Genomic DNA, 19,229 nt, shown 5'->3' with positions numbered 1-19,229 from the left:
GCATCTTTATAACTTGCTGCATTTGTTCTAGTTTGTAGTTATTACCAAGGAAGACACTATGCTACTTTTTAATACTGCTGCTGCTGATGTTTTTTACAAACAACCTAAAACATGCCCCCACTGTCAAAGCGAGCATTATTCATTAACCAATCACAGCAAGATACTGCGTTTTACTATTTTGCCAGTTATCCCACTATCAATCAGTTATCAGCGCCAGTGTGATGATTGTGGCTATATGACTCCCGTGTCTTGGTACGCACTTCCTACTTTAGAAATGCTCTCGATTATTAAGTACTTTGCCGGCGTGTTACTTTTAGGCTATTTTTTAATTCAAACTGTGCTTGGTGTTCATCAACAAACTACGAACGAAGTTAGTTATATAAATAAGCCAAAACTGTTCGACACGTATTTTGTCCACGCTGACAAATTTACCGACACCCCAAAACGGATTAATAATTTAAAAGTGGCACAACTGGTTGAATTTGATAATGACAACATGACCTTTCGTGTCGGTAATTACACCTATAAATATAATAAAGACATTGAAATTGCTATGCGCACAAGCATGTTGGTCCAAGATAATTATTTCTCAAGTAAAACCATGACCTTTCGCAAAGAACAAATACAGCAATTTTATGAAGACAACAGCATTTACAAAATCATGCGCCCTGAGCTTTATAGCTTATTCGGAGGCTTTGTAATGCACCCACCAAAGCCGAAACCCTTATATACCGGCGTAAAACTTGATAAGCACAATCAAGAAGGTATCACTTATTTTAAAGATGGGCTTTACACAGAAGCGCTAAACAGTTTTACGCTTTCTGCAGAGGGGGGTTATTCGTGGGGGCAACTTAACTTAGGGCAAATGTATCGCGATGGTCAAGGCACTCAAAAAAGTCTAGAAAAAGCGGCCTATTGGCTCAATAAAGCCACACAACAAGGCAACCTCAAAGCTAAAATTGAACTTGCTGAATTATGCCTAAGCTACGACTGCAGTAATTTAAACACAGATTAAATCCACTTTTTATAACATCCAATAAAGTAAACCAATGAATAACAAACGCATTGGTTATTTACACCAACAAGGTTATGTTATAACACACTTTAACTGATGCATAATGAAGTGTAGATAGAAAGAGCAAAATAACTCTCCTGCTTTGTTTTAGGAATTCTATGAGTGCCAGAAGACAAACACCTTTGGGTTTATATAGCTTAAAGGAACACCCTGCACATTAGCACGCTTACGTTCCCGTGCTAACTTCTTGCCGGCGAGGTTTCTCGCCGGCACTTTTTATTTAATTTCTCACTTTGTGCCACAACTCAACCACTAGCACCACCACAATCCCCGCAGCGACGCCAAGCAAACCATCGAATAAAATCGGTGTTACAACTTCCCCTGTTTTACCAAGATAAGTAAGTGCAAACTCACTCGCGCCTTGCTGAGCGTGATGTAACACAGGTATGCCGTGAACGAGTATGCCACCGCCAACCAAAAACATTGCAACTGTACCTGCGAACGCTAAAAAACGCATCAACTGAGGGGCTGCCGCGACTAAAAAGGTGCCTAATAACTGTTTAAATTTCCCGCCTGTTTGCTGGGCTTTTTGCAGCAAATACAAACCGGCATCATCAAGTTTTACAATGCCTGCAACAAGACCATAAACGCCGATAGTCATAATGATTGCAATAACCGTTAACACCAATGCTTGATTAACCAGTGTTGCACCGGCAACAGTGCCCAAGGTTATAACAATAATTTCGGCTGAGAGGATAAAGTCCGTGCGAATAGCCCCTTTCACTTTCTGTTTTTCGTATTCGTGCAAGTCTTGATGTTCGATGGCAGATTCATCTTCAGCTTTTGTGTGATCAAACAGCTTTTCAATAATTTTTTCAGCACCTTCAAAGCACAAAAATAAGCCACCTATCATTAAAAGCGGCGTAATAAGCCAAGGTAACCACACACTAATCAATAATGCGGCAGGTACCAGTATCGCTTTATTGATAAACGATCCCTTTGCAACAGCCCAGACTACGGGTAATTCTCGATCAGCCGTGACCCCAGTTACTTGTTGCGCATTGAGTGCTAGGTCGTCACCCAATACCCCTGCTGTTTTTTTAGTTGCGACTTTACTCATCGTCGCAATATCATCTAAAAGCGTTGTAATATCATCAAGTAAGGTTAATAAGTTAGTCCCAGCCATAGCGGCTCCTTGCCCATTAATTTCAATAACAACATAACTTATCCTGGTATTTTCACCAACGGTTAATTTTTCTTTGTTAAGCTTATAAATCCACACCATCTGAAGAAACACATTTCCAATGGTTTGGGTAGATTCATTAAAACAGGGGTGTTTCCATGATTAAGCCACTTACTTTAGGGCTCGCTTTAGTCACCTTGTGTGCTTGTGCCGAGCAAAGTGGGCCAAACAATTATAAGTGTGATGAAGAAATCGCGAGTATTACCGACATCAATGAAGAGCAAGCAACACTTTCATTTCAACAAGAGTCTTTTTTACTAAGCCGACAAGTCAGCGCCTCGGGTGTAAAGTACAGTAATGACACCGTACTTTTTTGGTCTAAAGGTCCTGAGGCTATGCTCATTTTGAGAGGTAAAAAATACCACTGTGCTCTCGCCCAATAAAACAGCGAATTCTCCCTGCTAAATTAGCTTAAAGATTGATTTTGAGTATAATAGCGACAGTTTTTTCAGCGTTTAAGCGACCAAAATGAAATACAAAGATCTTCGCGAATTTATCGAGTTATTAGAACAAAAGGGTGAACTAAAGCGGATCAAACAAGAGATTGATCCCTACCTAGAAATGACCGAAATTGCCGATCGCACCTTACGTGCTGAAGGCCCTGCCCTATTATTCGAAAATCCAAAAGGCCACTCAATTCCTGTACTTGCCAACTTATTCGGAACACCCAAGCGTGTTGCGATGGGTATGGGGCAAAATGATGTGAGTGAACTGCGCGAAGTCGGTAAGTTACTGGCATTTTTAAAAGAGCCAGAGCCACCAAAAGGAATTAAAGAGGCGCTAGGTCAAATCCCCGTATTTAAACAAGTGTTAAATATGCCAGCTAAGGAAGTTAAAAAAGCAGCGTGCCAACAAGTAATTCTTGAAGGCGATGACGTTGATTTAACAAAACTGCCTATTCAACACTGTTGGCCGGGTGATGCAGCACCACTTATCACATGGGGTCTGACGGTCACCAAAGGACCTTATAAAAAGCGCCAAAACCTAGGTATCTACCGTCAGCAATTATTAGGTAAGAATAAAATCATTATGCGCTGGTTATCTCACCGTGGTGGCGCGCTTGATTTCCGTGAGTGGTGCAAAGAACACCCGAACGAGCCATACCCAGTGTCGGTAGCCCTTGGCGCAGACCCTGCCACTATTCTTGGCGCGGTAACACCTGTACCAGATACACTCAGTGAATACGCATTCGCAGGCCTGTTACGCGGTAGTAAAACCGAAGTGGTTAAATCTATTTCCAATGACTTGCAAGTGCCTGCAACAGCTGAGTTTATCTTAGAAGGCTATATTATGCCGGGTGAAACAGCCCCAGAGGGCCCCTACGGTGACCATACAGGCTATTACAATGAGGTAGATGAGTTTCCTGTTATGACAGTGACGCACATCACGCATCGTGAAAATCCAATCTACCATAGTACTTATACAGGTCGTCCACCTGATGAACCCGCGGTATTAGGCGTAGCATTAAACGAAGTCTTTGTGCCTATTTTACAAAAGCAATTTCCAGAAATTGTCGACTTCTATTTGCCCCCTGAAGGCTGTTCATATCGTATGGCTGTCGTGACCATGAAAAAACAATACCCAGGCCACGCAAAACGCGTAATGATGGGTGTGTGGTCATTTCTTCGCCAGTTCATGTATACAAAGTTTGTCATTGTCTGTGATGACGATGTAAATGCACGTGATTGGAATGACGTGATCTGGGCGATAACCACACGCATGGATCCTGCCCGTGATACCACACTGATTGAAAATACACCGATTGACTATTTAGACTTTGCATCACCCGTCTCTGGCCTAGGCTCAAAAATGGGAATGGATGCGACAAATAAATGGCCTGGAGAAACCGATCGGGAATGGGGTGAGCCCATTGTAATGGACCCAAAAATTAAAGATCGTGTTGATGAAATATGGGACAGCTTAGATATTCTCTAAGCTGTGTCTGTGATAAACTGCTCAAAAATTAACGGTTGTGAGCGCACTCGCAATCGGTTATGCGTCTCTGCTTTATAAAGGTAAACTATGCAAACATTACTCGCTGACGTTGTTGCGATCAGCCCGCTTACAGACCACGTACATAAGGTCATTTTGAAACCACAGCAACCTGTGTCATTCGAGGCAGGCCAATATATGCAACTTGTATTAGGCGAAAAAGATAAGCGTGCCTTTTCAATTGCTAGTCGCCCATCGCAAACTGAGCAAATTGAATTACACATAGGCGCATCAGGTGCGGATTCATATGCAATGCAGGCACTTGAACACTTACGTCACGCTCATACAGAACAACAACAGGTTAACGTTGAAGTTGGTTTAGGTGTGTCACAACTTCGCACTGAAGGCGAACGCCCTATCATTTTATTAGCGGGCGGTACGGGCTTTTCGTATGCAAAATCGATGGCTGATCACCTAGCTGAAATAGGCTGTGATCGCCCCGTGTTGTTTTACTGGGGTGTGCGTGAAGAATCGGCTCTTTATGCCCATGACGAAATGCAAGCTTGGGCTGAGAGTAACCCTCACTTTCAATACATTCCCGTTGTTGAAAATGCCCCTGCAAGTTGGTCTGGCAAAACAGGCTTTGTTCACAAAGCGGTCATGGCTGATATAGTGTCTCTTGAGCCATACGATATATATATGGCTGGCCGTTTTGACATGATTGGCATTGTGCGTGATGACTTTATTGCACATGGTGCAGTTCGTGAAAACATGTACGCAGATGCATTTGCATTTATAAAGTAAGTGCTCCTTTCTTGCTATGAAGGCACCCAGTTTACTGGGTGCCTTTTTTATTTGTTTTAACTCACACTTAAATCCATATAACGATTTCACAAACTGCATTTCCTTGACCATACTTTATGTAGAATAATGATGGGGAGAGACCCAAATGCTAAATACAAAAGTACAAGATTTTATGCAACGTAAGTTGCCACATATTACACCCGAAACCGAAATGACCACCGCCATTAGCGAGCTGCAAAAGTTTAAACTATTAGGCGCGCCGGTGTTTGATGATAATAAAGCTTTGGTTGGCTTTATTTCTGAGCAAGAATTACTACAACCACTGATGCAAAACAGTTATTTCTGCGATGGTGTGGTAAAGGTGAAACAGCTAATGCGAACAGATGTCGTCACCGTGAGTATTGATCAAAATATCATTGAGCTTGCCGACGGCATGAAGACTGGCAAACCCAAAAACTACCCAGTTGTTGAAGGTAACAAAGTGGTTGGCATGATCAGCCGTGGCGATGTGCTCAAAGCACTTTATGAGAACTATGTCTCGTGCCAAGAGCATCAAGTGTAAGTTTTGTAGCTAGCTGCTGCTCATTAGCGGTTCGCAGCTAACTCTCTTAAAGCGGCTTTATCGGCATTACTCAAATAAGCAATTTCAAGCGCATTCGCTTGTGCTTTTTCTATGTCTGTTTGGGTTAAGCCCGCAGCGGGCGCAGCGACACGATACTCATGTTCAATTTCAATGCCTTCTACGGCGGGATCATCCGTATTAATTGACGCCAAAATACCGTGATCTAAAAATGTTTTTAAAGGATGACTTGCCAATTCAGCCACTGTGCTGGTTTGAATATTACTGGTTAAACAAGATTCAATTCCGATGCGTTTATCGCGTAAATAGTCCATAAGTTTTGGATCTTCAATGGCTTTTACGCCATGCCCAATACGCGTCGCACCCAGCTGATTTATTGCCTGCCAAATACTGTCACTGCCTCGCGCTTCACCAGCATGAATCGTCGCGGCCAAATAAGCATCGTGTACTTGCTTAAAATGGTTAACAAACAACTCTCCGGGAAACCCCATTTCATCTCCAGCTAAATCAACCGCAACAAGATCGTTTTTAAATGCAAGCAGTGCATCCAGTTCTTGTTGGCAAATTTCAGTCCCGTACGTACGTGACATAATACCAATCAAATTCACTTTAATCGGGGCACCTTGGCAAGCACTTTTTACACCATCAACAACCGCTTCCACAACACCTTGTGGATGTAAGCCTTGGCTTTGCGCCATGTAATAAGGGCTAAAACGCAGCTCAACATAATCAAGCTTTTGTGCTAATGCATCTTCAACATTTTCGACTGCGATACGACGACACGCATCGTAATCTCCCAGCACTTTTACACCCCAATCAAGCTTTTGTAAAAACGCCACTAAATTAGGTTCAGGGTCAATCACCTGTACGTGCGGAATAAGTGCGTCAATATGGTCTGCCGGTAGCGCAAGATTAAACTGTCGACCCAAGTCTAAAATTGTCTGTGGTCGAACATTACCATCAAGGTGGCGATGAATATCAAGCAAAGGAAGTGTGTTGTTGATCATAATTGGCACTCAGTTCAGTCAGTTTTCGCGGATCATACGTACCCGCGTTGATATTTCAAGTTTAGATGATTTTATTTACTTTATTGAGGTCAATTGTCTGCATTAATTCACTGATTTATTTTGTAAGTGATACCACAAGGTTTTAAACAGTTTATCGGCATCAATGGGTTTCGTTAAATATCCATCCATGCCACTGGCCAGCCCTTTTTTCAAATCATCATCATGCGCATTCGCTGATAAGCCGATAATTGGTAGGTCATTTATTAATAATTCATTACGAATAACTTGCGTTGCTTGCAAGCCATCCATATTCGGCATCTGAATATCCATGAGTACTAAATCATAACTCTTTTCGCTAATCATCTTAATTGCTTCGTGACCGTCTTTGGCAACATCGGGAAGGCACCCTTTTGTTTTTAAAATAGCGCACGCAACATGCTGGTTGAGCGGGTTATCTTCCACTAATAAAATAGCCACATTCGCAAATGATATCGCCGAAATGTCAATTTCTGATAGCACGTCATCCGTGTGGATAACAGCCTCTAAAGGCGACTCAAACGGCACTGTGAATGTAAAGGTAGAGCCTTGCCCTTCAACACTCGTTAGGCTTATGTCTCCGCCCATTAAATCAATAAGCTTTTTACAAATGCTTAAACCGAGTCCCGTACCGCCAAAGCGGCGAGATGTCGAACTATCGGCTTGAGAGAATGGTTGAAATAGCTGCTCCTGCACCTCTTTTTTAATCCCAATGCCCGTATCAATGACGCTAAAATAAGTCATCTTATTTTCTTGCCAAATTCGTAACGTGATCTCGCCTTCAGGGGTGAACTTAACGGCATTATTAAGTAAATTAAGCAGAATTTGTTTCAACCGAATAGCATCTGTTTGAATCACTAATGATTCACTTCGGTCGTAATCAACCACAAAATTAAGTGAGCGTGAGTTCAGTTCAAACTGCATTAAATTACTGATCTCATTAATTAAGCTATTAATATCGACAGGTTCTTGGTGCAGCTCTAATCGCCCAGCTTCGATTTTCGAAAAATCTAGCACATCATTAAGAACGCGCAGTAACACGTTTAGCGCACCATCTGCTTGTTCGATATAAGCGCGGGCTTGCTGCCAATCTTGCTCTTGTAACGCCAAATAATGTAACCCTTTGATACCATTAATTGGGGTGCGGATTTCATGGCTCATATTAGCCAAGAACTCACTTTTAATTTGACTGGCTTTATCGGCTTTTAATTTTTCTTCTCGTAAGCTTTGTGTCTGTTTTGCCACTTGCTGTCGAATTTGAATATTCGTGCCCGTCACCGAGATTAAAAACGTAATCAGCAACCATACGAATAGCATGCCCACTATTTGCGCAAACCAATACACAAGCCATGAGGATTGCTTAACCGGCTCCCACAGCTTTACTTGCCAAACACGCTCACCAACAATGAAATTAAAATGCGCTATTACCTTTGTACCAACCCGCTGCGGACTGAATATTTCGGTGGGATTATCTCCATCCGTCATATCATAAAAACTGGCATCAATATCGGTGTTTTGGTTGTAGTTAAGCGTTTGTGCCAAAACCTCTAAGTTAACGACAGCCACAACATAACCTTTAAAACCAACTTGGTGATGTAAATCCGCATACACAGGGTTGAAAAACAGCACTCCCCGTTCATTCCCGCCCCCTTGCATGAGCGAAATAGGTTCACTGACGGTGACACTTTTACTCAAGCGCGAATTGGTCAGCGCCTCAAAACGGACCGCACTTGAAGCCAAGTCAAAGCCTTTCACTGCTTCATTTCCAATCAAGGGATGAATGTACTGCACTGGAAAATAAATATCGCGTTTGCTGACAGCTTGCCATTCACCTTCAGTATTTTTTTCTTTTACGTAATAGTCGTCACCTAACTCATCGCGCAGTAAGTTTTCGTAATTACTCAACTGTGAGTGAATGACTTTGGGTGCCCACTCAAATGCCGCTATTTCGGTGCTATCTTGCAATTGTCGAGAGGTAAAGCGCTTAAACTCTCTAAAATCAACGTCATCGCTGCTAGCAAAAAATGTCGCCAGTAACGCTAGATGAGACTGTATTTCACCAACACGGTGTTCTAAATTAGTCTTAATGGCACTTACTTTAGTCTGTTGACGTTGCTCGTCCTTAGCTTTTTTTACACTTGATGCGCCATAAAAGCTGACACAAATAATCATGTAAATCACCAGAGACGGCACAATAATTTGAACACGTTGTTGAATGTGATTGTAACTAAACGCAGCCAGTACCAATGGAGTAAAAATCAGTACACCAATGCTGTCACCAATCCACCAAGCAACAAAATTGTTTAACGCCATATAATGGGGGATCACATCATTGATAACCAATAATGCGGTGCCTGCAGAGGCAGCTATTAAGCTACACAATGGACCGCCAATAATCAGCCCTTGTACGCTTTGTCTTAGCGAAGAAAGTTCGAGTGGGTTTTTTACTAAATGGATAATAATGTAATACGCAAGCCAAGCTTGAAAAGTTGAGGCAAGGGTTACACCGATTGCTTGCAGCATTATCTGCCAATGCAAAATGTCGGATACGTTATCTAAATGAATTAAGTTAACCAGAAATGCACCCAGCAAAACCCCAGGGAGTGCTCGGTTTCGGCTGAGTAAAATACTGGCAAGAGCAATACCCGATGGAGGCCAAGCTGCAACAGCATAGCCGTCGATTGCCAGTAAAGAATTGCTTAAATACCCCGTAAAAAAGTAGGCCAGAGCGATACTTATTGTTAACGTAAACGCATTTTTCAAGCCATCACTCCTTAACTGGCAGTCATAAAATTATTGATACAGAACCAATGCTTTGTCTGGTTGCCCACTCTTACTGTAACTCAATACAGCTTGCTGTAAGTAGTCGTCACGATTCGTTGCGTTCAGTGCTTTATCAAACACACGTGCAGCTAAATCGTATTCGCCATGCGCATTGGCTAAACACGCAAGCGCAAGAAGAAGGTCGGTATTTTCGGTGTCTTTCTTCAATACATCTTGCAAACTGGCCTGCAGTTTTAGCGCATCACCTGCTGCACTAGTGCGAAGAATACGAGCTAAGTCTTTATGTTGCAGAGGCTTTTTAATCATTTTAATTAAGCTTAGCTCTATTTTATTTAGTTTTCCTGCGCGCGCCATGGCTTTTAAGTAACTTACTTCTGCCATTGGTTTTAAGTTCTTTGTCAGTTGCTCAAAACGCTCGGTTAACGAGGTGTCAGCCTGCGCTGCAAAATAACGGTCAAACACCTGTTGCCATTCTTTTTCTGTGAGCACTTTTTTACGCAGTAATCGTGGCATAAAGTCATCAAGCGCAGACCATTTCTGTTCTTGAACTAAGACCTGAGCATACATTTTGAGCTCTAGGTTTGTTGCTTTTTTGCGCTCGGCTAACGTTTTTAATTCCGCAAAGATCGTGCTGCATTCACCGCTAGCAAGCCATAAATTAGCCACTTTTAATTGATTTGCTTGGTTGATTTTATCAAGATAGCTAATCGCTTTTTCACTGTTATTATTCGCCAGTGCAGCTTTGGCAAGCAGCGCATAACGTATATCGGTCCACGGCTCTGCGACACTGTTGTTATCCAGTGCTAATTCAAGCTCTGCGTAGTCGTTATTAATCAAACTCCATACGCCTTGTTCAATAGCCGCTTGTTTGCGCTCTTCACTGCGGGCAAAAAAACGATGGCGTGTATGGCTATATAACGACCATAAATAACGCACCAACTTATACCCTAAGTAAGCAATACCACACCCCAGCACAATAAGGGCTGCAACCCCCCATATAGTGCCCTCGATGGTCGTTTTATTGAACGCAATCAGTACATAGCCTTTTTGATCTATAAAAAAAGGAGCAATGCCTAAACAGACTGCAATCGCAATTATCAGCAATAAAAAGCGGATCATTGTGCCCACTCCTTCACCTGCTCCGTACTTTGCAATGACACGTTAGGATTAAAATCGAGTTGCTCTTTAGAAAGCTCAGTTAAACTCTTTAATGCAGCTTTAGTCACGGCATCATCTTGCTTAAAGTAGTCTTTCACAAGCGCATGTGCCGCTTCAACCGCTGTAAAGTACACACTACTTTGCTTGGTTAAAATCGCATCCTGTGCTTGTGCTAAATAGAGCCTTAAACGCTGTTTAACTAAATGACGCTCTTGTTCACTTAAAAACGGCGCCACAACCATGTCTTCTCGCGTACGAACCGTGACAAAAAAATCTTTGAATTGCAGCCACGACTTTGCAAGATTCTGACGCCATTCGCTGACATTTTCACTTAATTGATTAGGATCGTCCTGGCTGACTTCTTCAGGTAATGAAATCGCGTTAAATACCAACTCATCGACTTTTTGATTGATGCCATGCAGCTTTAAATAAATCGCTTCAACAGCCACTGGGTCAATGCCGTTCAAAGTTTGTAAGTCCTGATGAATTGCTTGGCGAATAGCCCCCGTACCAGGATGCTCTGCTAATAAGCTGTCTAATCGTGATAAAACAGCAGCCGCTCCCCGAAAGTCATGCTCAGCCCACAACTTAAACTCAGCCATACGCTGCAGACTGGTCACTTCTTGTGGGTTTAACGTATAGCTTTGTTGCTCAGCACGCTTTAAAGCGGCTTGCAGTTGTTGCTGAGTTTGTTCGGCATTTTCACGCAACGTATCCGCGACTTTTTGCTCGCTATTATACAAAGCTTGTTGCAGAGTTTGCTGAGCATTCTTGATGGCATCGAGTTGTTGCTTTAGACGTTGGTTTTCAGTTGTCAGCTCGTTAAATGCCAGAGTAGACTGCTGATCACTATTCAGTTTATGGTAAAACTCATAACCGACCGCTGAAGCAACGAGAAGTGAAATCAACAGTGCCAAACTACCGGTTTTACTTATCCCTTTTTTATGCTGAACCACTTGGTTTGATGCAGGCTTAGCCGCTGCTGCCTTTTTTGCTGGTTCAGCCGCAGCAGGTTTGGCTGACTGTTTTAGATCTGATTCACTCATTTTGCTACCTTGCTGATTAATGCAGGCGAACATAGCGCTATCACTAGCCCCTGCAGCAATATGTATATGTGTTCTAATGACATTTTTTTGTTGTAGGTATTCAGCGATACGTTCACTAGCAACATAAAACTGACACCCCTTCAACCATGCCAACTGTGACTCATTTAAGCCATTAAAAATGGCATCAACAGCCGCATTACTTGTAATGACTATACCCTCTACACCCGCTGTTTGCCAGTGGTCCATCCACTTACCTGATTCGCTTTCTATGGCACGTCGCTTATAAACAACAAGTTGATTTAACACGGCACCACGTTGTTTTAATGTTTTTGCTATTGTGGTACGCCCACCTTCTCCTTTCACTAAAACAATATTGCTAAGCTCTACATCTTGCAGTGTTTTTAGTGCAAGTAAGCCCTCGGAGTCGTGTTTTTTAGGAACTGCTGCGCGTCGCCCAAATGCCTCATGTATCGCATCTGCCGTCTGTTGGCCAACCGCATAAAGCTGCGCAGTTTTGTTAATTGTGGGGGTAAGCTTTAATAATGCGTGAACGGCATCTTGTGAGATAAAAATAATTTTGTCGGCATTTTCAAGCGGCGCGAGTGCTTGACTACTTGGCGTAAGATAATCAAGCGTCAATACTGGGCACAGGGTCGTTTGATAACCCGCCTGCTGAAGCTCAAGTGCAAGCTCAGTGCCTTTTCCTTCTGGACGAGTTATCAAAATATGCATATTACGCGTCTCTGTATACGTCAGCTAAAATTTTGTCTGCACCTTGCGCCAATAACTTTTCAGCGAGTTCAATGCCTAACTTCTCAGCATCAGCTACTGGGCCTGTAACGTCGTCGCGCAGCATTTGACTACCATCAACCGCGCCAACTAAACCACGCAAATAAACGTGATCATCATTCACGAGTGCAAAAGCACCAATTGGCACCTGACAACCGCCTTCTAAGCGGCGATTCATAGCGCGTTCGGCATTAACACGAATACGCGTTTCTGTATGCTCAAGCGGAGCCAGTAACGCTTTAGTTACTTCGTCATCAATACGGCATTCGATACCAACTGCACCTTGACCATTTGCAGGTAAAGAGACTTCTGGCTCGATGAACGCAGTGATTCGTTCTGGCATTTCAAGGCGAATTAAACCTGCAGCGGCAAGGATAATTGCATCGTATTGGCCATCATCGAGTTTCGCTAGGCGAGTATTCACATTACCGCGTAAATCACGGATATCTAAGTCTGGTCGCGCTTCTCGAATTTGACATTGACGGCGTAAACTTGACGTACCGACGATTGCACCCTGTGGTAACGCATCTAAACTCTTAAAGTTGTTTGATACAAATGCGTCTCGTGGGTCTTCACGCTCACAAATCGTATGCAACGCTAACCCTTCAGGGAACTCAACCGGTACATCTTTCATTGAATGAACAGCAATATCAGCGCGGCCGTCAAGCATCGCTTGCTCAAGTTCTTTTACAAATAAGCCTTTACCGCCAATTTTAGCCAAAGGGGTATCAAGAATAATATCGCCTTGCGTTGACATTGGAACGAGTTCAACTGTCACATCGTCATGAAAGTGTTCAAGTTGGGCTTTTACAAATTCTGCTTGCCATAGCGCTAGCGCACTTTTACGAGTGGCAATTCGAACGCGTTTGATTGTCTGTGTCATGAAAAATCCAATTATTTATCTGGCTGAACTTAATCAGCTAAAATTCTAAATTCTTTTTGTGCAAGTAAAGTGCCTTGTGCGTCAACGACTTCAACACGCCACTCACCAAGCTGTTCTGGCATAATATTTTTTGTCGAGTAAGTGCGATAACGCGGACTACTTACTGCTAATTCAATAGAGGCTAGCTGCTCATCTTGGTAATACCATTGATGACGAACCGTTTGCCCTTGCATATTTCTAAGCTCACTAAAGAAGCTCAAACTATGCGTAATGTCCGCTAATCTTACATCGTTTTTTAGAACATTGACTGGTTCTCGATCAACAACATCGGTGGTTAATACCGCACGGCTCACTTTATCTGTATCTATTTTAGCGCCAATGGCCACGCTGGCAACATGAGCTGATTGTGAAAACTGCTGCACTTTATTATTAGCTGCTAAAGCGAGCTGCTGTTCATCGTTATTTTCAGGCTTCGCTTCACTGTCTGTGGTCGTTTTAGCCGGTAATTGAGTGTCTTGCGAAGTAACGGTGTCAAGTGATTGCACGTGTGTTTTGGGCTTGAGAGACTCAGTTTCTGGCTCATTGGCCACACTATTAGGCACAAGGTCAGGGGTATTCACATCGGGCTGCTCTGCACTGTCCTCTGTGTTCTCGTCAACGTGCTCTGCTGCAAGATTATTATCAGGAGCTTGTAATACAGCGGTAGTCAACTCAGTGTGCGGCTCATCTTGTTCACTTTGCTCAGCACTCACAGCACCTACGAAGCTATATATTACAGTCGCCAGGGCCACTAAAATCACGCCACTGAACATAAAAATACGTCGCCAATGCCATTGGTACGTTACCGCTGTGGGTGATGTGCTTGCAGGCTCCGCCGAATTCATATTTGCTGTTATTACAAGTTTGTTTGTCATGTTGGCCTCTTCACAACCAAAAATTAACTTAAGCGAGCAATTAACCACGCTCGAATAGCCATCAGTTCTTCACCACACACCTGATGTGCCATCGGATAGTCTTGCCAGCTAACTTCCATGTTATTTGCGCTCAGTACGTCAAATGCTTGCCTGCCCGCGCTATGCGGTACAACATCATCCATACGCCCATGCGCCATAAATATATTTAACGCCTGTTGCTTAGCTTCGTCAGCCAACTTATCGGGTGCGCACATATACGTTGATAACGCCATGACACCTGCTAACTTATAATCAAGACGTGGAGCCAAATGCAGTGACACGACACCCCCTTGCGAAAACCCTGCTAAAATAATTTTACTCGCGGGGATGCCTTTCGCTATTTCTTGATCAATGAGCTCAACCACTTTAGCAGCAGACTCTCGTACGCCTTGTTCGTCGGCACGCTTATCTAAATCCATCGATTTAATGTCGTACCATGAGCGCATCGCCATGCCCCCATTAATGGTGACCGGTTGCACTGGCGCATGAGGAAACACAAACCGCACACCGAGCTCTTTCGGTATCGCTAACTGCGGAGCAACAGGGGCAAACCCTTCCCCCGAGTCACCCAAGCCATGCAACCAAATAACGGTTGCCTTATGCTCACCTTGCGCGGGGTATTCTACAAACCCTAAACTCATAACTCAGAACGCCACTCGATTGGTTGACCCGCTTGGCGCGTAGCCGCATCGCACATAAATTGCCAGAACTCAGCACCAGAACGATTATCAATCCACTTATCGTCTCGCAATTCAAAGTGATGACCATTGAATTTAGTTGCCACCCACACTTGGTGCAATGGCGCTTGTTTATTGATCACTATTTTGCTGCGATCTGGGAAGATGATTTCTAAAATACCTGATGCAGACTCGTAGTCTAAATCAGCATCACATTCATCGATTTGCTCTTCAATTGTTAGCATCAACGCATCGGCTAGTGTGTGGTATTCATGATCAGTCATTTTAGTGTCCTTTAACGGGCTTTAAGCCTAGATCTGGAGGCAGATTGTGTACATCAAGTGTAACAGGAATAAATTCATCCGCGAATAGCTGCATTTTTTAAATATTCTGTTACTCTGCGATTATAAAGCCAGCAACCGTATTAATCTAATGAAAGAGACTCATAGCCAAAAATTTAAAACAATTTTACCTCTTAGTGCCCTACTTATGCTCACTCTGGTGGGCTGTGGACAAAGCGGTGCGCTTTATCTTCCAGATGATACTGCAAAGCCAGCAGAATCTCAGCCACAGGCTGATCCATCCGAACAACCAGAGCAAAAACAGGACCAATAGATGGACTTTTTTAACTACAATAATAATCAGCTGTTCGCTGAAGACATCGCTGTCAAAGAGCTTGCCGACCAATACGGTACGCCCTGCTATATCTATTCACGTAAAACCTTTGAGCGCCATTATCTCGCTTTCGCCGAGGCAGCTAAATCACACAAAAGTTTAGTCTGTTACGCCGTTAAAGCGAATTCAAACATTGCTGTATTAAATATTTTAGCGCGCTTAGGCTCTGGTTTTGACATTGTTTCTAAAGGCGAGTTAGCTCGCGTTATTGCAGCCGGTGGCGATGCCAGTAAAGTGGTATTTTCTGGCGTTGCAAAAACTGCTGACGAAATTGCCTACGCGCTTGAATTGGGGATCAAATGTTTTAACGTTGAGTCGGTTGCTGAGCTAGACCGTATATCAGAAGTAGCAACTTCACTAAACCGTGTTGCACCTATCTCGATTCGCGTGAACCCGGATATCGATGCCAAAACACACCCGTATATCTCAACCGGTTTAAAAGAAAATAAATTTGGTATTGATATTCAAACAGCGGTCAGCGTTTATCAATATGCAGCATCGCTTCCAGGTTTAAACATTACTGGGGTTGACTGCCACATTGGCTCACAGCTTACAGAAATTAAGCCTTTCTTAGCGGCTCTGGAAAAAGTGCTGACCTTAATCGAAGAATTAAAAGCCGTGAATATCACACTTACCCACCTAGATATTGGTGGAGGATTAGGCGTGCCTTATAATGGTGAAACACCGCCTCACCCAAGTGAATACGTTGATAAAATCACATCTCGCTTAGCTAATTATCAAGACTTAGAGCTTATTTTTGAGCCCGGTCGAGCCATTGCAGCTAATGCGGGTATTTTAGTGACCAAAGTTGAGTTTATTAAACAAAATCAAGACAAATATTTTGCCATTGTTGATGCCGGTATGAACGATATGCTGCGCCCATCTCTTTACCAAGCATGGCAAAAAATTGTGCCTGTCGAACCGCGCGAAGATGGCACGCCACGTCAAAACTACGACATTGTTGGCCCAGTGTGTGAAACGGGTGACTTTTTAGGAAAAGACCGTGAGCTTGCGCTACATGCTGGTGACCTACTGGCGCAACGCAGTGCTGGCGCATACGGCTTTACCATGAGCTCAAATTACAACTCACGTCCACGCGTCGCTGAGATCATGGTCGATGGCAAGCAAAGCCACTTAATCCGCCAACGAGAAACCTTAGAAAGCCTTTGGCAAGGTGAGAAAATTTTACCATAAACGTTTTTATAACCGCCCTGCTCTGTGGCATGATTAGCTCAGAGCAAATCCGAATTAGAGCGCTATGTTAGTTAATTTCTCAAAAATGCACGGCCTAGGTAACGACTTTGTTGTTATTGATAACATCACGCAGAATGTTTTCTTGTCACGTGATCAAATAAAGAAACTGGCAGATCGCCACTTTGGTATCGGCTTCGATCAATTACTTATGGTTGAAGCCCCTTACTCTCCTGATTTAGATTTTCACTATCGTATTTTTAATGCTGACGGCAACGAAGTGGAACAATGTGGCAATGGTGCTCGCTGTTTTGCGCGTTTTGTGCGCATGAAAGGCTTGACCAACAAACATAAAATTACCGTATCAACCAAGTCGGGAAACTTAACCTTATACATAGAAAAAGATGGTCAAGTAACCGTAAACATGGGCCACCCAGTCTTTGAGCCAAACAAAATTCCTCTCAAGGCAAGTAAACGCGAGTTAACGTACATTATTCGCACTGAAGAGCACACTATTTTTAGCGGTGCCGTGTCGATGGGGAATCCGCACTGCGTGTTAGAAGTCGACGACATTCAAACCGCAGAAGTCGCAACCTTAGGCCCACTACTTGAAAACCATGAACGCTTTCCACAGCGCGCAAATGTAGGATTTATGCAGGTTATTTCACAAGACCACATAAAACTAAGAGTGTGGGAGCGAGGCGTAAATGAAACATTAGCCTGTGGTACAGGGGCGTGCGCAGCGGTGGTGATTGGTCAAATACAAAGTAAACTGGCAAGCACTGTACAAGTTGACTTACCAGGAGGAAGCTTACAAGTGCGCTGGCAAGGTGAAGGTCATCCAGTAAGAATGACAGGGCCTGCAGAGCATGTATTCGACGGACAAGTGGCATTATGAGTAAACTAACAGAACAACATGTAGCTGAGTATTTAAAAGCACATCCAGACTTTTTAATAAATAATCCAGATGTTCTTGCGACACTTGAGTTGCAACAGCAAACGGCTGCTGCGACATCATTAGTGCACATTCAGCAGCGTCAGTTGCGTGAACACAACACCTTATTAAAAAATAAAATTGAGCAGTTAGTTGCACAAGCAAAAGAAAATGAATTGATTCATCGTTTGTTTAGCGAATGCCATCGCCAACTGTGGACTAACTACGACTTCAAAACGCTGGCAAATAATCTGCGCAATATTATTTGCACAAACCCGCTAATCAATGAATGTCAGTTAGTAAAGTATGAAAAAAAATACGATGATTTAATTGCTCACCGTTTACAAAATGACGGCATCTACTTAGGACGAGTGAATCAGCAAGAACGCGATTTATTATTTTCAGAATCAACCCAATCAACTGCCTTGTATTTGATTGGAAATAGCAACCACCCTGTCGCTATTTTGGCGTTTGGCAGTGATGATGTTAACCACTTTGAGCCCGCTAAAGACAGTTTTTTTGTGCTTGAGTTCGTTCGCTCATTACAGCTACGGTTATTGGAACTTGCATGAGCGACGTAACAACGCCAGACCTTAATGAATTAAGCGATGCATGGCGTACGCCCATCCAGCTTTTTGCTGACTACTTACGTTACGAAAAACAATATTCGATACACACCATAAACCAATACACCAGCCAGCTCGGCTTTGCCGCTTTATATTTTAGTAAGCTCAGTGAAAACTGGTTTACGGTTCAAGGTGAGCATATTCGCCGCTACAGTATGCAGCTGCGCAGTAAACAGTTAAGTGGCCGCACCATTAGTTTAAAGCTCAGCTGTATTCGCAGCTTGTATAAATTTTTAAAAGCAAAGAACATTGCCAATCAGGCACATTACCATAACCCTGCTGAAGCTATTAAAGGGCCTAAATTCTCAAAACCCTTGCCGAAAAATTTAGACGTTGATCAAATGGCAAAATTGCTAGAATTACCCGATGACGATCCTCTCGCTATTCGTGATAAAGCGATGATGGAGTTAATGTACTCATCGGGCTTGCGTATTAGCGAGTTAGTTGGTGCCAACATACAAGATATCAACCCCCGAGAAGGCGAAATTTTAGTACGGGGTAAGGGCAACAAAGAGCGTTTACTGCCCGTGGGAAGTAAAGCGTTAAGTGCATTAAAAGCATGGCTAAAAATTCGCCCACAATTTGCACACCCTGATGAAATAGCCATATTCGTCAGCAGCCAAAAGAAACGCATTTCAATACGTCATGTACGGTTGCGCATGCAAGAGTGGGGGATCAAGCAAGGTATTAGCTCACAAGTACATCCGCACAAGTTACGTCACTCATTTGCATCACATATCTTAGAATCGTCGGGTGATCTGCGTGCTGTACAAGAGTTATTGGGACACACTAGTTTGTCTGCGACTCAAGTTTATACACACCTTGATTTTCAACATTTAGCCAAAGTATACGACAACACCCACCCACGCGCTAAAAAGCGCTCAACACCCGAGTAA

19 protein-coding genes are annotated in these 19,229 nt (G+C 43.2%); 10 read left to right on the top strand and 9 right to left on the bottom strand.

Going from position 1 to position 19,229, the window contains the following annotated elements:
* Window positions 1–58 precede the first annotated feature (58 nt).
* Complete coding sequence (locus tag D0907_RS00850) at window positions 59–1,015, top strand: tetratricopeptide repeat protein (protein WP_118843891.1); 957 nt, start codon at window positions 59–61, stop codon at window positions 1,013–1,015.
* A gap of 280 nt (window positions 1,016–1,295) precedes the next feature.
* On the opposite strand, the gene D0907_RS00845 is transcribed toward D0907_RS00850, so the two are convergent.
* Entirely contained in the window at window positions 1,296–2,201 is a 906-nt protein-coding gene (locus D0907_RS00845; protein WP_036974469.1) for a DUF808 domain-containing protein, read from the bottom strand.
* Window positions 2,202–2,356: 155 nt separating this feature from the next.
* Here D0907_RS00845 and D0907_RS00840 point away from each other — a divergent pair, with 155 nt between their 5' ends.
* The 4 genes from D0907_RS00840 (at window position 2,357) to D0907_RS00825 (ending at window position 5,556) form a co-directional block, all read left to right on the top strand.
* Entirely contained in the window at window positions 2,357–2,641 is a 285-nt protein-coding gene (locus D0907_RS00840) for an MliC family protein (RefSeq protein ID WP_206770688.1), read from the top strand.
* A gap of 85 nt (window positions 2,642–2,726) precedes the next feature.
* Entirely contained in the window at window positions 2,727–4,193 is a 1,467-nt protein-coding gene (ubiD, locus tag D0907_RS00835) for a 4-hydroxy-3-polyprenylbenzoate decarboxylase (protein WP_036974440.1), read from the top strand.
* An 87-nt stretch (window positions 4,194–4,280) separates the two neighbouring features.
* Window positions 4,281–4,994: an NAD(P)H-flavin reductase gene (gene fre / locus D0907_RS00830; protein ID WP_075594385.1), complete on the top strand. Its 714-nt coding sequence runs from the start codon at window positions 4,281–4,283 to the stop codon at window positions 4,992–4,994.
* A 145-nt stretch (window positions 4,995–5,139) separates the two neighbouring features.
* Complete coding sequence (locus D0907_RS00825) at window positions 5,140–5,556, top strand: CBS domain-containing protein (protein WP_036974436.1); 417 nt, start codon at window positions 5,140–5,142, stop codon at window positions 5,554–5,556.
* Between the two features lie 23 nt (window positions 5,557–5,579).
* On the opposite strand, the gene add is transcribed toward D0907_RS00825, so the two are convergent.
* The 8 genes from add to cyaY all read right to left on the bottom strand — a co-directional run bounded on the left by add (window position 5,580) and on the right by cyaY (window position 15,191).
* Entirely contained in the window at window positions 5,580–6,581 is a 1,002-nt protein-coding gene (add, locus tag D0907_RS00820) for an adenosine deaminase (protein WP_036974434.1), read from the bottom strand.
* A gap of 102 nt (window positions 6,582–6,683) precedes the next feature.
* Window positions 6,684–9,380 (bottom strand): CHASE domain-containing protein, encoded by a 2,697-nt coding sequence (locus D0907_RS00815; protein WP_036974432.1) that lies wholly within the window; start codon window positions 9,378–9,380, stop codon window positions 6,684–6,686.
* Between the two features lie 30 nt (window positions 9,381–9,410).
* On the bottom strand, window positions 9,411–10,520 hold the full coding sequence (locus tag D0907_RS00810; RefSeq protein ID WP_065978890.1) for a heme biosynthesis HemY N-terminal domain-containing protein: 1,110 nt from the start codon (window positions 10,518–10,520) through the stop codon (window positions 9,411–9,413).
* Complete coding sequence (locus tag D0907_RS00805) at window positions 10,517–12,337, bottom strand: uroporphyrinogen-III synthase (protein ID WP_118843890.1); 1,821 nt, start codon at window positions 12,335–12,337, stop codon at window positions 10,517–10,519. The genes D0907_RS00810 and D0907_RS00805 overlap by 4 nt, the downstream gene beginning before the upstream one ends.
* A 1-nt stretch (window position 12,338) precedes the next feature.
* Window positions 12,339–13,277, bottom strand: coding sequence for a hydroxymethylbilane synthase (hemC, locus tag D0907_RS00800; RefSeq protein ID WP_036974425.1), 939 nt, complete (start codon window positions 13,275–13,277; stop codon window positions 12,339–12,341).
* Window positions 13,278–13,306: 29 nt separating this feature from the next.
* Window positions 13,307–14,191, bottom strand: a complete 885-nt coding sequence (locus D0907_RS00795; protein WP_118843889.1) for a DUF2914 domain-containing protein — start codon at window positions 14,189–14,191, stop codon at window positions 13,307–13,309.
* A gap of 23 nt (window positions 14,192–14,214) precedes the next feature.
* Window positions 14,215–14,871, bottom strand: a complete 657-nt coding sequence (locus D0907_RS00790; RefSeq protein ID WP_118843888.1) for an alpha/beta hydrolase — start codon at window positions 14,869–14,871, stop codon at window positions 14,215–14,217.
* Complete coding sequence (cyaY, locus tag D0907_RS00785) at window positions 14,868–15,191, bottom strand: iron donor protein CyaY (RefSeq protein WP_036974421.1); 324 nt, start codon at window positions 15,189–15,191, stop codon at window positions 14,868–14,870. Before cyaY ends, D0907_RS00790 begins: the two co-directional genes overlap by 4 nt.
* 148 nt (window positions 15,192–15,339) lie before the next feature.
* Between cyaY and lptM the strand changes: the two genes are divergently transcribed.
* The 5 genes from lptM to D0907_RS00760 all read left to right on the top strand — a co-directional run bounded on the left by lptM (window position 15,340) and on the right by D0907_RS00760 (window position 19,229).
* Window positions 15,340–15,522: an LPS translocon maturation chaperone LptM gene (gene lptM, locus D0907_RS00780; RefSeq protein ID WP_036974419.1), complete on the top strand. Its 183-nt coding sequence runs from the start codon at window positions 15,340–15,342 to the stop codon at window positions 15,520–15,522.
* A complete protein-coding gene (gene lysA, locus D0907_RS00775; protein ID WP_065978886.1) occupies window positions 15,523–16,776 on the top strand; it encodes a diaminopimelate decarboxylase in 1,254 nt (417 codons plus the stop codon).
* A gap of 64 nt (window positions 16,777–16,840) precedes the next feature.
* Window positions 16,841–17,671: a diaminopimelate epimerase gene (gene dapF, locus D0907_RS00770; RefSeq protein WP_036974416.1), complete on the top strand. Its 831-nt coding sequence runs from the start codon at window positions 16,841–16,843 to the stop codon at window positions 17,669–17,671.
* Window positions 17,668–18,279: a DUF484 family protein gene (locus tag D0907_RS00765; RefSeq protein WP_036974415.1), complete on the top strand. Its 612-nt coding sequence runs from the start codon at window positions 17,668–17,670 to the stop codon at window positions 18,277–18,279. The genes dapF and D0907_RS00765 overlap by 4 nt, the downstream gene beginning before the upstream one ends.
* Window positions 18,276–19,229, top strand: coding sequence for a tyrosine recombinase XerC (locus tag D0907_RS00760; protein ID WP_036974413.1), 954 nt, complete (start codon window positions 18,276–18,278; stop codon window positions 19,227–19,229). The genes D0907_RS00765 and D0907_RS00760 overlap by 4 nt, the downstream gene beginning before the upstream one ends.

Source organism: Pseudoalteromonas lipolytica, from assembly GCF_003515105.1.
GTDB lineage: Bacteria > Pseudomonadota > Gammaproteobacteria > Enterobacterales > Alteromonadaceae > Pseudoalteromonas > Pseudoalteromonas lipolytica.
This window is presented reverse-complemented; position numbering and strand designations above follow the sequence as displayed.